15 protein-coding genes are annotated in these 17,051 nt (G+C 38.3%); all 15 read right to left on the bottom strand.

Translation table 11 applies throughout. The features are described from left to right. Positions 1–33: 33 nt before the first annotated feature. Positions 34–1,035: an NAD(P)H-dependent glycerol-3-phosphate dehydrogenase gene (locus C3945_RS03880; RefSeq protein ID WP_161878375.1), complete on the bottom strand. Its 1,002-nt coding sequence runs from the start codon at positions 1,033–1,035 to the stop codon at positions 34–36. 21 nt (positions 1,036–1,056) lie between these two features. Beyond that, positions 1,057–1,941 (bottom strand): prolipoprotein diacylglyceryl transferase, encoded by an 885-nt coding sequence (lgt, locus tag C3945_RS03875; protein ID WP_161878374.1) that lies wholly within the window; start codon positions 1,939–1,941, stop codon positions 1,057–1,059. Next, entirely contained in the window at positions 1,938–2,897 is a 960-nt protein-coding gene (gene hprK / locus C3945_RS03870; protein ID WP_161878373.1) for an HPr(Ser) kinase/phosphatase, read from the bottom strand. The genes lgt and hprK overlap by 4 nt, the downstream gene beginning before the upstream one ends. A 208-nt stretch (positions 2,898–3,105) precedes the next feature. Further along, a complete protein-coding gene (locus C3945_RS03865; protein ID WP_161878372.1) occupies positions 3,106–3,435 on the bottom strand; it encodes a phage holin family protein in 330 nt (109 codons plus the stop codon). A 3-nt stretch (positions 3,436–3,438) separates the two neighbouring features. Beyond that, positions 3,439–3,741 (bottom strand): PspC domain-containing protein, encoded by a 303-nt coding sequence (locus C3945_RS03860; protein ID WP_161878371.1) that lies wholly within the window; start codon positions 3,739–3,741, stop codon positions 3,439–3,441. 26 nt (positions 3,742–3,767) lie between these two features. After that, a complete protein-coding gene (gene liaX / locus C3945_RS03855; RefSeq protein ID WP_161878370.1) occupies positions 3,768–5,483 on the bottom strand; it encodes a daptomycin-sensing surface protein LiaX in 1,716 nt (571 codons plus the stop codon). Positions 5,484–5,658: 175 nt separating this feature from the next. Next, complete coding sequence (gene uvrA / locus C3945_RS03850) at positions 5,659–8,508, bottom strand: excinuclease ABC subunit UvrA (RefSeq protein WP_161878369.1); 2,850 nt, start codon at positions 8,506–8,508, stop codon at positions 5,659–5,661. Between the two features lie 202 nt (positions 8,509–8,710). After that, the gene (locus tag C3945_RS03845; protein ID WP_161878368.1) at positions 8,711–9,376 is read right to left on the bottom strand and encodes a YfbR-like 5'-deoxynucleotidase; all 666 of its coding nucleotides are present in this window, start codon (positions 9,374–9,376) and stop codon (positions 8,711–8,713) included. Between the two features lie 80 nt (positions 9,377–9,456). Beyond that, positions 9,457–10,605, bottom strand: coding sequence for a cation diffusion facilitator family transporter (locus C3945_RS03840; RefSeq protein WP_237585464.1), 1,149 nt, complete (start codon positions 10,603–10,605; stop codon positions 9,457–9,459). Continuing rightward, a complete protein-coding gene (locus C3945_RS03835) occupies positions 10,592–10,906 on the bottom strand; it encodes an ArsR/SmtB family transcription factor (protein ID WP_237585463.1) in 315 nt (104 codons plus the stop codon). Before C3945_RS03835 ends, C3945_RS03840 begins: the two co-directional genes overlap by 14 nt. Positions 10,907–11,069: 163 nt before the next feature. Next, positions 11,070–12,281, bottom strand: coding sequence for a PDZ domain-containing protein (locus C3945_RS03830; RefSeq protein WP_161878367.1), 1,212 nt, complete (start codon positions 12,279–12,281; stop codon positions 11,070–11,072). A 315-nt stretch (positions 12,282–12,596) separates the two neighbouring features. Continuing rightward, positions 12,597–13,658 carry a C40 family peptidase gene (locus C3945_RS03825; protein WP_161878366.1) on the bottom strand — a complete coding sequence of 354 codons (1,062 nt, stop codon included), beginning with the start codon at positions 13,656–13,658 and terminating at the stop codon, positions 12,597–12,599. A gap of 232 nt (positions 13,659–13,890) precedes the next feature. Continuing rightward, the gene (gene ftsX / locus C3945_RS03820) at positions 13,891–14,778 is read right to left on the bottom strand and encodes a permease-like cell division protein FtsX (protein WP_161878365.1); all 888 of its coding nucleotides are present in this window, start codon (positions 14,776–14,778) and stop codon (positions 13,891–13,893) included. Next, a complete protein-coding gene (gene ftsE, locus C3945_RS03815; protein WP_161878364.1) occupies positions 14,768–15,454 on the bottom strand; it encodes a cell division ATP-binding protein FtsE in 687 nt (228 codons plus the stop codon). The genes ftsX and ftsE overlap by 11 nt, the downstream gene beginning before the upstream one ends. Before the next feature lie 435 nt (positions 15,455–15,889). Next, positions 15,890–17,000, bottom strand: a protein-coding gene (prfB, locus tag C3945_RS03810) for a peptide chain release factor 2 (RefSeq protein WP_161878363.1) whose coding sequence is annotated in 2 segments (ribosomal slippage) — positions 15,890–16,942 and positions 16,944–17,000 — 1,110 coding nt in all. Because the reading frame shifts where the segments join, the coding sequence is not laid out codon by codon here. Positions 17,001–17,051: the final 51 nt, after the last annotated feature.

Genomic DNA, 17,051 nt, shown 5'->3' with positions numbered 1-17,051 from the left:
TATATCTCCTTTGACTTTAAATAATGAGAAGCGCTATTCAGCCTTCCCTTCACGTTGCATTAAGTTGAGTACAACATATTCGACATCTGCTTTTTCATAAACAACTCTATAAACAGCTTCAGTTATAGGCATATCAATGGCATGTGTACGAGCTAATTCGTAAGCCGCTTTTGTTGTAAAAATACCTTCAACAACCATTCCCATATCACTTAGTACAGTATCGACAGGTTTTCCTTGACCGATTAGGTATCCTGCTCGCCAGTTTCTTGAATGCGGGCTAGTACAGGTAACAATGAGATCGCCAACTCCACTTAAACCCATGAAAGTCAATGGTTCAGCTCCCAGTTCTATACCCAAACGACTAATTTCGGCTAAACCTCTAGTAACCAAGCCTGCTTTCGCATTATCGCCATATCCCAGTCCAGCAATGACTCCCGCACCTAAGGCAATAATGTTTTTCAAAGCAGCACCAATCTCGACACCAATGATATCGGTATTCGTATACACTCTAAAGTAATCATTTATAAAAAGAGATTGAACAAGTGCAGCGGCTTCTAAATTGGTTGAAGCTGCTGTTATCGTCGTTAAATCTTTAGCAATCACTTCTTCTGCGTGACTTGGTCCAGATAAGGCAACGATACCTTTCACTACCTCATTCGACATCTCTTCACTGATGACTTCCGACAGTCTCTTATAGGACGTTTCTTCCAAGCCTTTGGACGCATGAATGACCGTTACTTTTCTATCCAACAACTCATTTACTTGTTTACTCAACTGCCTGATGCCTTTAGTAGGTATGACGAATAAAACAACGTTTACTTCCCTAACGGCTTCGGATAAATCTGTCGTGGCCTTTAATTTTTTTGGAAATGTAAAGCCAGGTAAATAGTGTTGATTCGTGTGGTCCGTATTTATTTCTTCACACTGCTTCTCATCTCTGGTCCATAAGGTTACTTGGTGTCCATTTTCGAAAAGTACATTTGCCAACGCACTTCCCCAGGAGCCAGCCCCTAACACAGCAATATTGCTTTCCACGGCAGTCTCTCCTTTTCAACATTATCTATTGTTTTTCTGTTTTGATTCATATTTTTTTCGTTTAGCTTCAAATTCCTTTTCTGGTGCTGTACCGTCTGTATAGTAAGGAGGTGTTGGATACACATAGTGTCTTCTATAAATAATCAATCCAATACTTCCGACTAATAAAATGACTGATAACAGTTGCGACACTCGAAAAGGCCCTAAATACAAACTGTCTGTTCTCATTCCTTCAATGAATAAACGCCCCAGTCCGTACCATGCCAGATAAGATAAGAAGACTTCTCCTCTTCTGAAAAGCTTTGTCTTGGCTCTTAGAACCATCAAAATAGTAAATCCTATGAGATTCCAAAGCGATTCATATAAAAAAGTTGGATGATAGTAGGTTCCACGTATATTCATTTGTTCGACAATAACGTTCGGTAGCCTTAAACGTTCAAGAAATTCTCTGGATACTGGCCCACCGTGCGCTTCTTGATTTATAAAGTTACCCCATCGACCGATTGCCTGTGCTAACATGACGTGGGGAGCCAATATGTCTAATACCAACCAGTCTGGCACGTTTTTTTTATTTGCATACCAGAAAAGCACGAGTCCTCCACCGATCAAGCCTCCAAAAATAGCCAAACCACCTTCCCAGAAAAAGAAAATGCTTAAAGGGTTGGACAGATAAGACGGCAGCTCAAATAATACATAATACAATCTGGCACCTAAAATACCTGCAGGGATAATCCAAAAAGCCAAATCAACAATAAAATCTTCCCCAATTCCACGTTTATTAGCTTCTCTCATACTTAACCAAACAGCTAGGAACATGCCTATAACTATAATCAATCCATACCAAGCGACTGTAATCGGCCCAAGCCTGATAGCAACAGGGTCAATCAGACCTAACGTTAAACTCATACAAGCGCCCCCCCTTTATTATCATCAATAGAGTTTTTCTTAATTAGCTTATTTAAGTTCGTTTCAAATGTTTGAGTTGCATCATAACCCATTTCTTTTGCACGGATATTCATAGTGGCAATTTCGATGATAATGGATAAGTTCCGCCCAACTTTAACGGGAATAGATAGCTTTGGAAGATCCACGTTAAATATACGCATTTTATCTAAGTTATGTCCCAGGCGATCATACTGTTTATTTCGATCCCAATGTTCTAAGTTGATAACTAAATCAACGGTTTTTTTCGACCGAATTGATCCGACTCCAAACAAATTCACAACGTCAATAACGCCGATGCCTCGGATTTCAATTAAATGTCTTAAAATTTCGGGTGGTTCTCCAATGAGTCGACTCTCATCCATCATGTATAACTCAACTCGGTCATCCGCTACTAAGCGGTGTCCACGTTGAATCAATTCTAAAGCAGTCTCAGATTTTCCTATTCCGGAATCACCGATAATTAACACACCCATACCATATATATCGACAAGTACACCATGCTGAGATATACGCTCAGCTAGTTTTTCTTCCAAGTAGTTGGTGACGTTAGACGATAGCCTTGTTGTCGAACGAGGTGACAACAGGACAGGGATACCTTTTTCTTTAGCCGCTTTAATCAATTCTTTAGGTGGTTCTTGGTTTCTGGATATTAAGAAAGCGGGTGTGTCAGCCTGGCACATCCGTTTCATTACAATATAACGTTCATCGCTAGTCATTCTATCTGCAAATGAGATTTCAGTTTTACCTAATAATTGGACTCTATCTTGAGGATAAAAACTGAAATAGCCTGTCAGTTCTAAAGCTGGTCTGGACAAGTCACTGATTGTGATTTCTCTATCCAGATACTCTTCTCCAACAACGACAGTAATATCATCCATTGCATCAACTAGTTCGTGTATTTTTACTGAAACTGTCATGGAATATCTCCTTCTTAACTTAATTAAAACTAGTTTCATCATACCACAATTTGTAATGGCTTTATAGAATAAATCCGTGTAGATTCACTAACCCTTCCTTAATACCCATATGAGGGTAATAATAATAAAAAACCCGAAAACTATAACACTCTTTTTTAGTGTCTAGTTTTCGGGCAGGGTCATTATAGACTGTGACAATTCTTTACTATTAAGAATTTTCGAAAAACGTATTTAAAGCTGATACAATCAAAGCGATTAGCAAGGCCATACCAAATGATGAAAAGTAAAAGCCGCTGACTAAGGTCGATGTTAACCACAACATGAGACCATTAATGATGAAATAAAATAATCCCAAGGTCAGAATGGTTATCGGAAATGACAGGATAACCAGTATCGGTTTGACAATTAAATTTAGTAAGGAAAAGACTGCTGCAGCGATTAAGGCTGATTGCCAGCTTGAGATGTTAAACCCATTAAAGAAACCGGCTAAAGCCAAGAAAATCAGTGTATTAGCTAAAATCTTTTGCCACCATTTCATCTCTTAAAAGTCACTCCAATCTTCCTCATCAACTTTCTGGGCTTCTTTTCGTTCAGGTTTTTCTGAAAAGTTACCGAAAGAAGAAGGTCGATGTGGTCGATTCGTCGGTTTGTTATTCGAGCTTTCCCCATCTGGCATGACAAGGGCCAATAGTAGATAAATCGGCACTGTTAAGCCTACGCCTACAAACGTTGCGACTACTACTATAACTCTCAACAAGACAGGATCGATATTAAAGTACTCGCCAAGTCCACCTAGCACACCGAATATCACTGCATTGTGCTTAGATTTTGATAATCGTCTCATGTTCATCCCTCTTTTCGTTTCACTTGTTAGTTATCCGTATCTTTCAATAAAATGTTTCCAGTTGTCGTTGATGCTTTAAAATCTAATGGTGTTTGGCCATTGATTCGTTTGATCAATGTTGTCTGTTCGTGTTTTTCATTTGGTTCAGTGTTATTTAATCGGCTTTTAACTTTGCCAAATGATGTCTTCACTTTGCCTTCTAAAGCAACTGATTCCGGAATAGCCATCTTCACATTGCCGTTAACTGTTGTAGCCCCTACTCTAATGAGGTTCTCATTCATAAATGTTAATTTGATTTCCCCATTGGTTGTGCTCACGTCAGCACTTTCAACTGACCCTTTAAAGCTAATTGAACCATTAACAGAACCTGCAAGCAGATCTTTCAATTCACTATCCACAATATCGATGCCACCATTAGAGCCTTTTGCTTCAAGCATCGTAGCGTGCAATCCCTCGAACGTTAACGAGCCATTGGTTGACTTTGCAAAGACATCTTTCGCATATAACTCATTAGTCACTAACTTACCATTTAGCATGACTATGGATACATAATCATATGTCCGTTTAGGCAAGGCTAGTTCTAAATCGGCAGAAATACGTTTGTTAGGAATATGAATGGTTACTTTGTCCTCATCTACTGTTACTGTACTACGAGATTCAAAGAATTCATCTGGAGAACTCTCTTCTATTTTACCATATAATTTCCCTTTAGCAGATAATTTGATTGTCTCATTATCACTTGGAATAATTGTCAGTTTCCCGTTGGCTAGTTTAATATCCAAGATGGTAGCTGTACTCTTTTCAAATGTCCATTCTCTTTTGTATTCTTTAGCAGCAAGTGTAGGAAGTTTAAGGTTAATTGATTTCCAATCCAGATGTCCCAAAACACTTTCAAGTGATGAACGCACCGATTGAGTGGTTTCACTTTCTTGAACTTGTTTCATGCCTTTTTTAAAGGAACCCGACCAGTCTTTACTTGCCGATTCGATTTCCTTACGGGCATTCGCCAATTCGTCACTTACTTCTTTTTTCCAGTCTTGAGGAATTTGGAAGCTAGCAGTCGCTTTTTTAGCTTTCACTGTCCATTGCTTCATCTTCGTACGATTCAAGTTTTTGATCTGCTCTTGTTTATCAGCGTTCAATTCATCCAAGCGTTCTTTTAGTTCATTTATTTCTTCTTGTAATCCTATAGTTTCTTCATCTGAAAACTCTTCTTCTCGTTGTTCAATATCATCCAACTCAGAAGATAGCTCTTGAATATCTTCTTTTAACTGATCCATTTCATCTGCAGTATCCACTTCATCCAGTTGTCTAATCATTTCCAACTCTTTTTGGATTCCTTTAATTCGATCCAACAGTACTTGTTTTTCTTCTTTGAATCCTTCTTTTCCTTTATCCGAAATCGTTTTTAGTTCATTTTCTTTTTCAGATAAAGTCGATTTGACCGTGTCAATTTCTTTATTTAATTGATCCAAATTAACCGAGTAGCGATTAATCTCTTCTACCAATTGTTCTAATTCTTCTTCAGCTTCTTGCTGCTCTTTCGAATCTTGAGCTTCTTCAGTTGGTTGATCTACTGATGCGTCGTTAACCTCTTTTGGTTCTCCATCTTGAGATGCAAACTCTTGATACTCTTGTTTGTCATCCTCTTTTTTGGCTAATCCTTCGAGCAAATCCAGTCCTTCTTCGGTAGATAAAATACCTTTTTTCATTAAATCTATAATACGTTCTCTCTCGTTCATTGATAAGCCCTCCTTACAGGTGTCTGTATAATCATTAATCACTAAGTTATCGACAGCTCACTCATTCTTTCTGTCTATAATCATATTATGCAACAGATAGAATAGTTTGTCATAGGTCCTACGACTGATATTTTTAGGATTAATTCCCCCTGTAAGGAAAAACCTTCACAATGTGTTAGTTAGTCTTTGCTTCTTTACTTAATTGGCTCTCCATTACTTTTTTCAAGTATTGACCGGTAAAACTTTCTTCACACTCTGCTACTTCTTCAGGAGTGCCAGTGGTAATTAATGTTCCTCCGCCACTTCCCCCTTCAGGTCCTAAGTCAATAATGTGGTCAGCCACTTTAATGACATCCAGATTGTGCTCAATAACCAATACCGTATTACCCGCTTCAACTAACCTGTTTAGCACTTGAAGCAACCGTGAAATATCATCCGCATGCAAACCTGTAGTCGGTTCGTCCAAAATATAGAAATTATGACCATTTTGACGTTTGTGTAATTCACTGGCCAGCTTCATCCGTTGGGCTTCTCCACCGGACAAGGTCGTTGCCGGCTGTCCAAGGGTCATGTAGCCTAATCCAACATCTATAATCGTTTGAAGCTTACGCTCAATTTTAGGAATGTTTTCGAAAAACTCAACGCCTTCTTCAATCGTCATGGCTAACACATCAGCGATGCTTTTATTTTTATATTTCACTTCTAAGGTTTCTGAATTATAACGTGTCCCTTTACAGACTTCACAAGGAACGTAGACATCAGGTAAGAAGTGCATTTCGATTTTCAAAATACCGTCTCCACGACAAGCCTCACAACGGCCACCTTTAACATTGAAACTGAATCGCCCTTTTTTATAGCCTCTTGTTTTTGCTTGATTTGTTTTAGCGTATAAGTCACGAACGTCATCAAATACACTTGTATAAGTTGCTGGGTTACTTCTAGGTGTGCGCCCTATCGGACTTTGGTCAATATCGATGACTTTTTCCAGTTGCTCGTAGCCAGTCACCGATTTATGTTTCCCTGGTTTTACTTTCGAGCGGCCAACTTCTCTTGCTAAGGCTTTTTTCAAAATGTCATTGACCAACGAACTCTTTCCAGAGCCAGAAACGCCTGTTACTGCAATAAAACGACCTAAAGGAAATTCAACATCTATATTTTTTAAGTTGTTCTCTTGTGCCCCTTTGACAACGATTTTTCCTAAATCTTCCTGTCTTCTCTCTTTTGGAATAGGAATGCTTTTTTTACCAGACATATAAGCACCAGTAATTGAATTAGGGTTATTTTCTATTTCTTCCGGTGTACCTAACGCAACCACTTGACCGCCATTTTCCCCAGCCCCTGGCCCAATATCGATAATATAATCCGCTGCTCGCATGGTATCTTCGTCATGCTCAACGACGATTAAGGTGTTACCTAAATCTCTCATTTTCATCAATGAATCAATTAATCGGTTATTATCTCTTTGATGCAAGCCGATAGACGGTTCATCCAGGATGTACAGCACCCCTGATAAATTTGATCCTATTTGCGTAGCCAGCCTAATTCGTTGAGCTTCTCCACCTGACAAGGTTCCTGCTTTACGATTCAGCGTTAAATAATCTAACCCAACATTTTTTAAAAAGGACAAACGATCCTTAATTTCCTTTTGAATAGGGGCAGCAATCATTGTATCGTTACTTGATAAATCCAATTCTGCAATGAATTCATTAGCTTGACCAACTGAAAAACTACTGACGTCTCCTATATCTATTCCTTGGACTTTTACAGCTAGCGCTTGTTCGTTCAAACGTTTGCCGTGGCAAACAGGACAGTCTAATTCTGTCATATACTCTTCCATTACACGTCGAGTATAGTCGCTACTCGTTTCATGGTAACGTCTATGGATATTAGGAATAACACCCTCAAACGGAATCTTCGTGTCTCGTACACTTCCATAATCGTTCTTGTAGTGGAAGTGGAATTTTTTCTTTTTATAACCATAGAGCACAATATCTCTATGCTTTTTGGGTAGTTTTTCAAATGGGACAGTCATATCTATGCCAAATTCACTACACGCCTGAGCAAGCATTTGTGGGTAGTAATCTGAACTGATTGGTTTCCAAGGTACAACTGCTCCTTCTTCCAACGATAAGTGTGGCTCTGGAATAACCAAATCAATATCGACTTCCAATTTCGTTCCTAAACCGCCACACTCTCCGCAGGCGCCGAATGGAGCGTTGAAAGAAAACAAACGTGGTTCCAATGGCGGGAGTGTAAAGCCACATACAGGACAAGCATAATGTTCACTAAACAAAATCTCTTCCTCACCGATGATATCTACAAGAACGTACCCTTCACCTAATTCTAATGCAGCTTCTAGGGAGTCAAATAGGCGAGACCTTATGCCCTCTTTAACAACAATTCGGTCAATGACTACTTCAATAGAATGAGCTTTGTTTTTATCCAACTCAATCTCTTCTCCGATATCTTTCATCTCACCATCGACGCGAACACGAACATAACCTTGCGTTTTAATTTTCTCTAAAACCGACTTATGCTGTCCTTTTTTTTCTTTTATAATGGGCGCTAAAATTTGTAAGCGAGTTCGTTCAGGGTAAGACTCTATCCTATCAGCCATTTGATCCACTGACTGACTGGAAATTTCAGTCCCATCATTTGGACAAATAGGTTTACCGATTCGAGCGTACATTAAGCGCATATAATCATTTATTTCTGTTACCGTACCCACAGTCGAACGAGGGTTATTACTGGTCGTTTTTTGGTCAATCGAAATTGCCGGACTCAGACCTTCAATGCTGTCTACGTCCGGTTTATCCATTTGTCCTAAAAACTGTCTGGCATAGGCTGATAGCGATTCAACGTAACGTCTTTGTCCCTCGGCGTACAATGTATCAAATGCCAGTGAACTTTTACCAGATCCAGACAAACCAGTCATCACAACTAATTTATCTCTGGGTATAGTCACATCAATGTTTTTCAGGTTATGCGATCTGGCTCCTCTTACTTCTATTTTGTCATTTGCCATTCTTTTATCCTACCTTTTTATCTAATATAATCAGTCTTATTTCTAATATGAGTCCTGTTCTAAACTTACTATTCTTATTGTAAAGTCTTCTCTTTTTTATTGCACTTATGAAGGTTCGATAGGCACAAAAGAGAAAGGAATACGCATTAAACTGCTGCATCCTTTCTCCTTTCTCCTTTATCCATACTATATTATAACAGATTTATTCTCCCAAGGCGAATGTTTGTTCTATGTTATGTCTTGTCAATATGTTTTGAGAAATAGTTTCCAACTCAGATTGATTAGTAAATTCTCCACTCAATAAATCAGGTAATATCTCTTTCAAGAAGTAGTTAACGCTGGCGAGTTCTTTAAATTCTAAAATAGTGTCCAAGGATTCCTGGTATATCTGCGTAAATAGATTCTCAGGATTCCCTTTTTGAATCTCACCAAAGGATTCATACAAGAGGTCAACTTTATCAGCTACTGATAAAATCTTTCCTTCAAGAGTCTCGTCTTTCCCTTCTTTCAGTCGGTTATGATAAATTGCTTGAAACTCTTCTGGAATCTCTTCTTCAATGAAGTGTTTTGTCATCGACTCTTCAACATTAGCTAATCGTTCTCTCAAATCCGGATCAGCATATTTAACAGGGGTCTTAATATCCCCAATAAATATTTCCGAATAATCATGATTTAAGGCTTTCTCGTATAGCGACTTCCAGTCCACTTCATTTCCTTTGTGTTCTTCAACAGTCCCTAAAAACTGAGCAATTTTGGTCACTTTGAATGAGTGAGCTGCTACTGAATGCTCTTCGAACTTAAACTTTCCTGGACATCTGTAGATTTTCTCCAAATCACTTAAACTTTTAATGTACTCGTGCATTCCCATAACCATGTCCTCCTTTTTAATGTGTACAAAATAAATTTGTCTTATCCTACCACTAAGACCTTTCTTTATCAAATACTAATCTAGTCATTCCTCTTTTTTAATGATACGGCTAATATGTCATCGGGGTCATATACAATTTCAATAGTCTTGTGAGTGATATTGTGATGAGATACCAATTCATGTATCTGTTCTTTGATGTGATTATGACGGTCAATACTTGATTCAGTTGTACTAATCGTCACCGTCATCGCATGCTCCACTCCATCAATTGACCAGATATGAAGATGAGAAATATTACTCACATCATCTAGTTTTAATATTGATTCTTCAATATCACTTTTAGATAGGTGTTTAGGAGTGGCTTCTAAAAATATTTCAACGGTTTCTTTGAAAATCGGCCATGTCTTATAAAGAATAAACAAAGCAATAGCTATTGATAGTAGCGGATCTAAAACATACCAATCTGTAAAATGTAAGATAATACTAACCACTAAGACGCCGATCCAACCCAGCAAATCTTCCATCATGTGCAGATTCAAAACCGACTCATTATGAGACGATCCTCTACTTAGTAGCCACGCAGAGTATCCATTCGCAATAATAGCTACAATAGACAGCCAAAACATCCCTTGGTAGTTAACCGCTTCGGCGTTAAAAAGCCTTGGAATCGAGTGGTATAAGACCAATACAGAACCGACAAGTAATACAAGTGCCGTAAATACAGCACCTAGTAGGGAGAAGCGTTGATGACCAAAACCATAGCGTTCATTGGCTTCTTTCGTCGATAGTCTTTGGAAATACCCTGCCATACCAATAGATATTGCATCTCCCAAATCGTGCACGGCATCAGTTAGTATCGCCATACTATTAAATAAGAAGCCAAAGATGAATTCCAATAGAGAAAAAACTATATTTAAAATAAAAACAATAGTAATATTTCTTGTCGCGTCACCGTTACCAGGTTGAGATACCCCATGGTGGTGACTGTGATGATTATGATGATGTTCAGCACGTTCTTCTGTCTCTTTTTCAACCTGACGTTTAGTCACTTTTTCAAATTCAAGTATTTTATCAATAGCGTATCGATTCACTTCACTAGTTTGGATGGTCATTCTTTGACTTGAATAATCAATACTGATTACAGGTTCAGTCTGAGATTGATTCAATTTTTCTTCCAGTTTCTCAGCACAGTCCTTGCAATGAATACCCTGGATTCTATACTGTTCCATATTCGTCCTCCTTTTCTTGTACATGCGTTAAGACCTGATTGACTATTTGATACACATGTTCATCGGTTAAAGAATACATTCGACTCTTTCCTTCCTTGCGAGACTTCACTAGCCGTGCAGCTTTTAAAATTTTCAGTTGATGAGAGACTGCAGATTGTGTCTTCTCCATCTTTAAAGTTAATGCCCCAACGCTAAGCTCTCCCAGTGACAACAAGTATATAATAGTTAATCGATTAGGTTCACTCAATGCTTTAAACAGATCAGAGGCCCGTTCAATCGCATCTCCATTCATTGTGCTCATTCCTATCATTCCTTTATATGTACATTTGTTCATATGATACAGAAAATAATGACTTTTGTCCAACTTACAAACTGCCGATGACCATCCTCTTAAGTCAATTTTAAATAAAAAACGAACAGTCACTCAGAGAGTAGTGGCTGTTCGTTTATTTCCTACACTATGATCAATAGCCATTTGTTAAGGTAATATGTTCTAGTGTCATAAGACCCAGATCGTGTGGATCGTCTTCATATATAGCCGTTTCAGTCATAACCAGCTCCCCATCAACACGCTTGATTTTAAGTTTGCAATAGGCACGATTATTGAATAAGGATTCGACAAAGTCTTCTGAGTCGTTCAATTTGACTTGATTACATTCTAGTAACGTATCCCCAATTTCAATGTTCATTTTATCAGCTGGACTACCCGGTCTAACCGCAACAACTTTAAGTCCTTCTTGTTCCGGACCGAAACGGAAGGTCCATGTTCGTTCTCTCAAACGGTGTCTATATAAAACGTATCCTCCTCCAAGGAACAGTACCAATAAACCGACTGCCGCCAGTTCAATGACCCAAAATGAAAGAGCAAAGATGATAATTCCTACTACACTTAAGGCAACGAAGTCTTTTAATAGTGCCTGCTTAGCTTGAGTTGGCATTTGAGCCTGTACAGTATACCGGAACCCTACTAGCACTGGTAATATTAGAAAAGAGAATGTTTGATTCCCAATAGAAAAGACCGGCCACCAACTAAATAGCTGTGTGAACGTGTCCCCAGGAACGATGACCAGCAAAGGAACCATCCACAAAGGGTTCATTCGGTATCTAGCGACTAGCTTCCCACGTTTTGTTTTAAGAAAATTAGGTATGAACTGAGTTAACTTTCCAATATGCATGGTCAAAATAGAACTCACTAACAAGAGTAGAGTTAAAATCAAAATAACCTGACCGCCTTCAAAAGCAGTTTCTGGTGAGCCCTCTAAAAAGGGGCTTTCCCAAAGGGTTGTAATGGGTAAAAATAAGGAATCTTGTGATAAAAACAACTGGTACAGCATTAATAGAATAGCAGAGGCACTAAATGTAAAAATAGGATGAATAAAGCGGTAACCAAATCCTAAGAATAAAATGCTTATAATATTATATAAAATAATCCAGTCTAAAGTCACAGGCAACCCTATCAAGACAGACAAAACAGATAATATAAGTCCTGGGATTAGTCCCCAAAGTAAGAAGCGTTTCATTTCAAAGTTCTCTTTATATATAGCTGCTCTGAGTTGCTTTCTTGTATATCTATAGCGTCGGCTTTTCGATAAAAAAGTTAAAGCCAAACCGGCTAAAAAAGTTGGCTGGATAAAAAAGAGCAAAAGTGCGAGCAAACTATTTTGTAATACAGTCATCGACGTCATCCCTTCACTACTTATGTTTCTCTCATTTTATCATATATTTCTCCATAGATGGGTTTTATTCCTAAGAAATGTAAAAGGGTTCGTGTATCTTTCTTAGCTAATTGGCTATAGTGACTGACTTAAAGATGACTATTCAAACCTCTCCTATTTTCGTTTACTCTTTCCTCAATCGACTTCGTTTGTCTAGCCCATTATAACACTTGAAATCCCTTCATTTTTGTATCTAGCTACTATGTTTTACAATCAAAAAATGGAAACCATCATGTTCTGATAGTTTCCATTTTTTAAAGGAATGAATGTATTAGATTACGGACGTCCAAAACCTGCAACATATCTTGACCAGTATCCAGAGGTAAATGATGCCACTGCAACACCAGTAGAGGTTTGAGAACCGATGAAACGACCACCACCTAAATAAATACCTACGTGATCAATCGATCCTGATTGGCTGAAGAAAATCAAATCTCCAGGTTTTACTTCAGATTGAGAAATACGTTTGCTTGCACCGTATTGAGCGGCAGCACTACGAGGCAAGGATATGCCAGCACGTTGGAACGCATACGCTGTGAAACCTGAACAGTCAAAGCCCGCTGGAGTCGAACCACCATAGACGTATTTCACTCCAATCAAACTTTGAGCATTACCGATGATCGAACCAGATGCTGCTGGTGTCGGTACTTCTTCAACGGTCTTGCTAGAAGACGTACTTACTTCTTCAGTACTTGTTTCATCGTTAGATGAGTCACTTGATACAGAAATAATCGTTGCTTCTTCTGCTGCACGGCGAGCTGTTTGAATGGTGTTGAGACGTAGTTCACTTTCTCTTTGTTGAGTTAAAAAGGCTTCTCTTTCTTCTGCCAAATCAGTTTTGTCCGCTGCAATAGCTGCCACTAACATTTCTTGTTCAGCTTTTTGTTCTTCTAATAACACCTTTTTATTTTCAAGCTTGGCAGCCATTAATGTTTGCTCTTCTTGTTTTCCAATCGTCTCACGTTCTTTTGCTTCAACCATTTCTTTGTCTGCTACTTGCTTTTCCATTAGGCCTTGGTTGGCAGAAAACAAAGTGCTAACAACGTCAAGTCTACCTAAAACATCTGACAAATTATCAGCTTCCATTAAGAAGCGTAGCATCTCGCCAGATTGTCTTGTTACTTGAACTGCTCTGACTTGTGTCTTTAGTTGTTCTTCTCTTTGCGAGATTGTACTATTTAACTCTTCAATTTCTTTCTTAATTAGCTCTAGCTCTTTTGCTGTCTCGTCAATCTCAGATACAATATCGGTTGCTTCTGTTTCAGTTTTTTCAATGGAGAGGACAATCTCTTGCAATTGTTCTTCCGCTTCCACTTCTTTAGCCTCTAAAGAGTTCATTCATTCAGTATAACTCCCGGAGTTAGAAGGTGTGGCTTCGCCTATTACAGGAAGTCCCCCTAAACTAGTTACTCCAATCATTGCTGTTAAAATTACTTTTAGAACTGCCTTTTTAGTTTCCACGTCTGATTTCCTCTTCCCTCGAATGTCTATTTGCGTTCTTCTCTAATTGTCTAGTGTTTACTATGTAAAGAAGGGCGAACCCTTCTATTTAATTTTTACTTTTAAGTGTTTATACTTTCAAGAATCTTCTGATTGACAATGATGACCCTAAGCTACCAATAACGACTCCAATACCTAATAACAGTGCTATTATATAATATAAGAATGGTTGAGGTGGCAATAATGCAAAGTATGTGCCTGACAAATATCTCATGATCGTATCGAAGCCTCTAAGGTAAACATAAGAGATAATACCAACCGGTATTAATGCTCCGATAAACCCAATTAAAGCTCCTTCGATTAAAAATGGCCATCTTATAAACCAGTTGGTTGCTCCAACCAATTTCATGATTTCAATTTCAGTACTTCGCGAAAAGATCGTTATTCGTATCGTATTAGCTATCAAGAATACTGCCGTAAATATCAAAGCTATAATGATAATAGCTCCCACATTTCTGACTGTGTCCATAATATAGAACAGTCGGTCAGCTGTAGCTCCACCATAGTTAACTCCAGCTACATAATTCATGTCTTCAGCTTGATTTGCAACATCAGCGGTTAATTCGGGTGATGTTGTATTTAAAACAAAGACATCATAAAGCGGATTATCGTCCCCTTCGAATAAACCAAATTCGTCTCCGTAACTACCGATAACGTTATCCAGCTCTTCGGCTCTGCTGGAAAATCCGATTGATTCTACTTCGTCTAAAGCTGCTAAATCTTCTTCAAGTTGAATCCGGTCTTCTTCTTCAGCTGCCAAATCGATATAAACTCGAACACTCACATCTTCTTCTATATCTGTTGCTAGTTTATTAGCATTCATTAGGATGGCAATAAAGCTACCTACCAGTAGTAACGTTACAGCTACAGCACTGACGGCTGCAATGCTCATCCAACCATTACGTTTAATACTTTTGAATGATTCTTTGATATGTCTCCACATTGTCTTAATGTTCATAGCCGTATTCCCCCTGTTCTTGGTCTCGGGCAATACGTCCATTTTCTACAGCAAGTACGCGATGTCTTACACTATTAACGATATCACTATTGTGAGTTGCCATAATAATTGTCGTGCCTTGATTATTAATTTCTTCCAGAAGGTCCATAATACCCCAAGCTGTTTCTGGGTCTAAGTTACCCGTTGGCTCATCTGCTATTAATACGCGAGGCATATTGGCAATAGCTCTAGCAATAGCTACCCTTTGTTGTTCTCCACCTGATAATTCATTAGGGAACATTTTGACTTTATGTTTTAAACCTACTAAATCTAATACTTCTAATACTCTCTTTTGAATTTGTTTCGGGTTTTTGCCTACTACTTGCATCGCATAAGCAATGTTTTCATAAACTGTCATTTTCGGAAGCAATTTGAAATCCTGGAAAACCACACCTACGTGTCTTCTTAAGAAAGGAATTTTACTCAATTTCATATTTGCGAGATCAAATTCACCAACTTTTACTGTTCCTTTAGTGGGCATTTCTTCACGGTATATCATTTTTATGAATGTTGATTTACCTGCTCCACTTGGACCAACCACGTATACAAATTCACCTTGGTCAATTTTAACGTCTAATCCATTTATAGCTGTTATACCATTAGGATATTTTTTGTAGACATTAGACATTACTATCATTTAATTAATCACCTATCTATTCTATTATAATTTTTCTATAAGAGTCTGGTATGAGTGTTTGGCTTTTTCTTTAACCTTGTTTAGTATATCATTCGACTTTAAAATGTCTGTTTTAAAACAATTACAAAATTGTTTCAACGAAACACGATTGTCTTATTCGGAAATATTAAACAAACTGTTTTTTGTTTTTATATCCAATAATTCCCACAATTGTCTACAAAACACGTTTTTCCAGGCGTAAACCTTCCACATCACCTTAATATTTTCTGATAATATTGATAAAGATGCCCACTGTTTAACATTACAAACGAGGAGTTATATCCTTCATATATTATGTCCAATTTATGACAATATGATTTAGTAGTGATTAGAAAGCACCACTCACAAAGGCCGGACTCACACTATACTCAGTGAGTCCGGCCTTTACCTATTTCTTTACTTTCCTTGCGTCATCGTGGAGCGAAGATAGGATTCAATGAATGGGTCTAAATCGCCATCCATAACAGCGTCAGTATTGCCTGTCTCCATGTTGGTCCGGTGATCTTTAACCATGGAATAGGGGTGGAAAACGTAAGATCGAATTTGAGAACCCCATCCGATTTCTTTCTGTTCTCCTCTGATTTCCGCCATCTCTCTTTCTTTTTCTTCTTGTTGCTTTTGATACAGTTTAGCTTTTAATGTATTCATTGCGGTTTCCTTGTTCGCCAGTTGAGAACGGCCAGCTTGACTGGAAGCGACCAATCCTGTTTCTTTGTGAGTAATACGGACAGCTGAGTCTGTTTTGTTGACATGCTGACCTCCCGCTCCACTGGCACGGTAGGTATCGACTCTAATCTCATCAGGGTTAATCTCAATATTAATAGCGTCAGTCATCTCTGGAGTCACATCAATGGATACAAAGGATGTATGTCGTCTACCACTGGAGTCAAAAGGTGAAATACGTACCAATCGATGGACCCCTTTTTCAGCTTTCAATAAGCCGTACGCATTTGTACCTTTGACAAGTAAGGTGACACTTTTTATTCCGGCTTCATCGCCGCTTTGATAATCTAGCACTTCGTAAGAAAAGCCTCTTTTATCAATCCACCTCGTATACATGCGATAAAGCATGTCTCCCCAATCTTGGGATTCAGTACCTCCTGCTCCAGGATGAAGTTCAATAATCGCATTGTTTTTGTCATACGGATCACTTAAAAGCATGTCCAACTCAAACTGGTCACTGGCTGTTTCTAGTTCCGTTAAAGTCGTTTCCATCTCTTTTTTTATGTCTTCATCTTCGTCATCTTTGTACATTTCAAGTAGTAATTCAATCTCTTCTACAGTGTTTTCAAGAAACTTGAATGACTGATAGGTGCTTTTAATATCATTGGATTCTTTGATGACCTTTTGAGCTTCTTCTTGATTATCCCAAAAAGTAGGGTTTGCCATCTTATGATCAAACTCCGCAATGTCTGCTTCCAAGGCCTCTAAGTCAAAGAGACCCCCTATAATCTTCGACTTTTTGTTTCAATTGACTCAATTTATTCGTTATTTCACTGATTTCCATATTTATCCTCCTAGAGTAGTAAAAGAGAAAAGGAACAGATAAAATTATCCG

The sequence above is a fragment of the Alkalibacterium sp. MB6 genome (genome assembly GCF_009935905.1).
GTDB lineage: Bacteria > Bacillota > Bacilli > Lactobacillales > Carnobacteriaceae_A > Alkalibacterium.
Note: the sequence above shows the minus strand (reverse complement) of the source record. Positions and strands in the feature narration are given on the sequence as shown.

Coding starts and splice junctions, on each gene's coding strand:
- lgt (WP_161878374.1), bottom strand. CDS start 1,941: ATGAGTTTAACGTTAGGTCTGATTGACCCTGTTGCTATCAGGCTTGGG.
- hprK (WP_161878373.1), bottom strand. CDS start 2,897: ATGACAGTTTCAGTAAAAATACACGAACTAGTTGATGCAATGGATGAT.
- C3945_RS03865 (WP_161878372.1), bottom strand. CDS start 3,435: ATGAAATGGTGGCAAAAGATTTTAGCTAATACACTGATTTTCTTGGCT.
- C3945_RS03860 (WP_161878371.1), bottom strand. CDS start 3,741: ATGAGACGATTATCAAAATCTAAGCACAATGCAGTGATATTCGGTGTG.
- liaX (WP_161878370.1), bottom strand. CDS start 5,483: ATGAACGAGAGAGAACGTATTATAGATTTAATGAAAAAAGGTATTTTA.
- uvrA (WP_161878369.1), bottom strand. CDS start 8,508: ATGGCAAATGACAAAATAGAAGTAAGAGGAGCCAGATCGCATAACCTG.
- C3945_RS03845 (WP_161878368.1), bottom strand. CDS start 9,376: ATGGGAATGCACGAGTACATTAAAAGTTTAAGTGATTTGGAGAAAATC.
- C3945_RS03840 (WP_237585464.1), bottom strand. CDS start 10,605: ATGGAACAGTATAGAATCCAGGGTATTCATTGCAAGGACTGTGCTGAG.
- C3945_RS03835 (WP_237585463.1), bottom strand. CDS start 10,906: ATGAGCACAATGAATGGAGATGCGATTGAACGGGCCTCTGATCTGTTT.
- C3945_RS03830 (WP_161878367.1), bottom strand. CDS start 12,281: ATGACTGTATTACAAAATAGTTTGCTCGCACTTTTGCTCTTTTTTATC.
- C3945_RS03825 (WP_161878366.1), bottom strand. CDS start 13,658: ATGAACTCTTTAGAGGCTAAAGAAGTGGAAGCGGAAGAACAATTGCAA.
- ftsX (WP_161878365.1), bottom strand. CDS start 14,778: ATGAACATTAAGACAATGTGGAGACATATCAAAGAATCATTCAAAAGT.
- ftsE (WP_161878364.1), bottom strand. CDS start 15,454: ATGATAGTAATGTCTAATGTCTACAAAAAATATCCTAATGGTATAACA.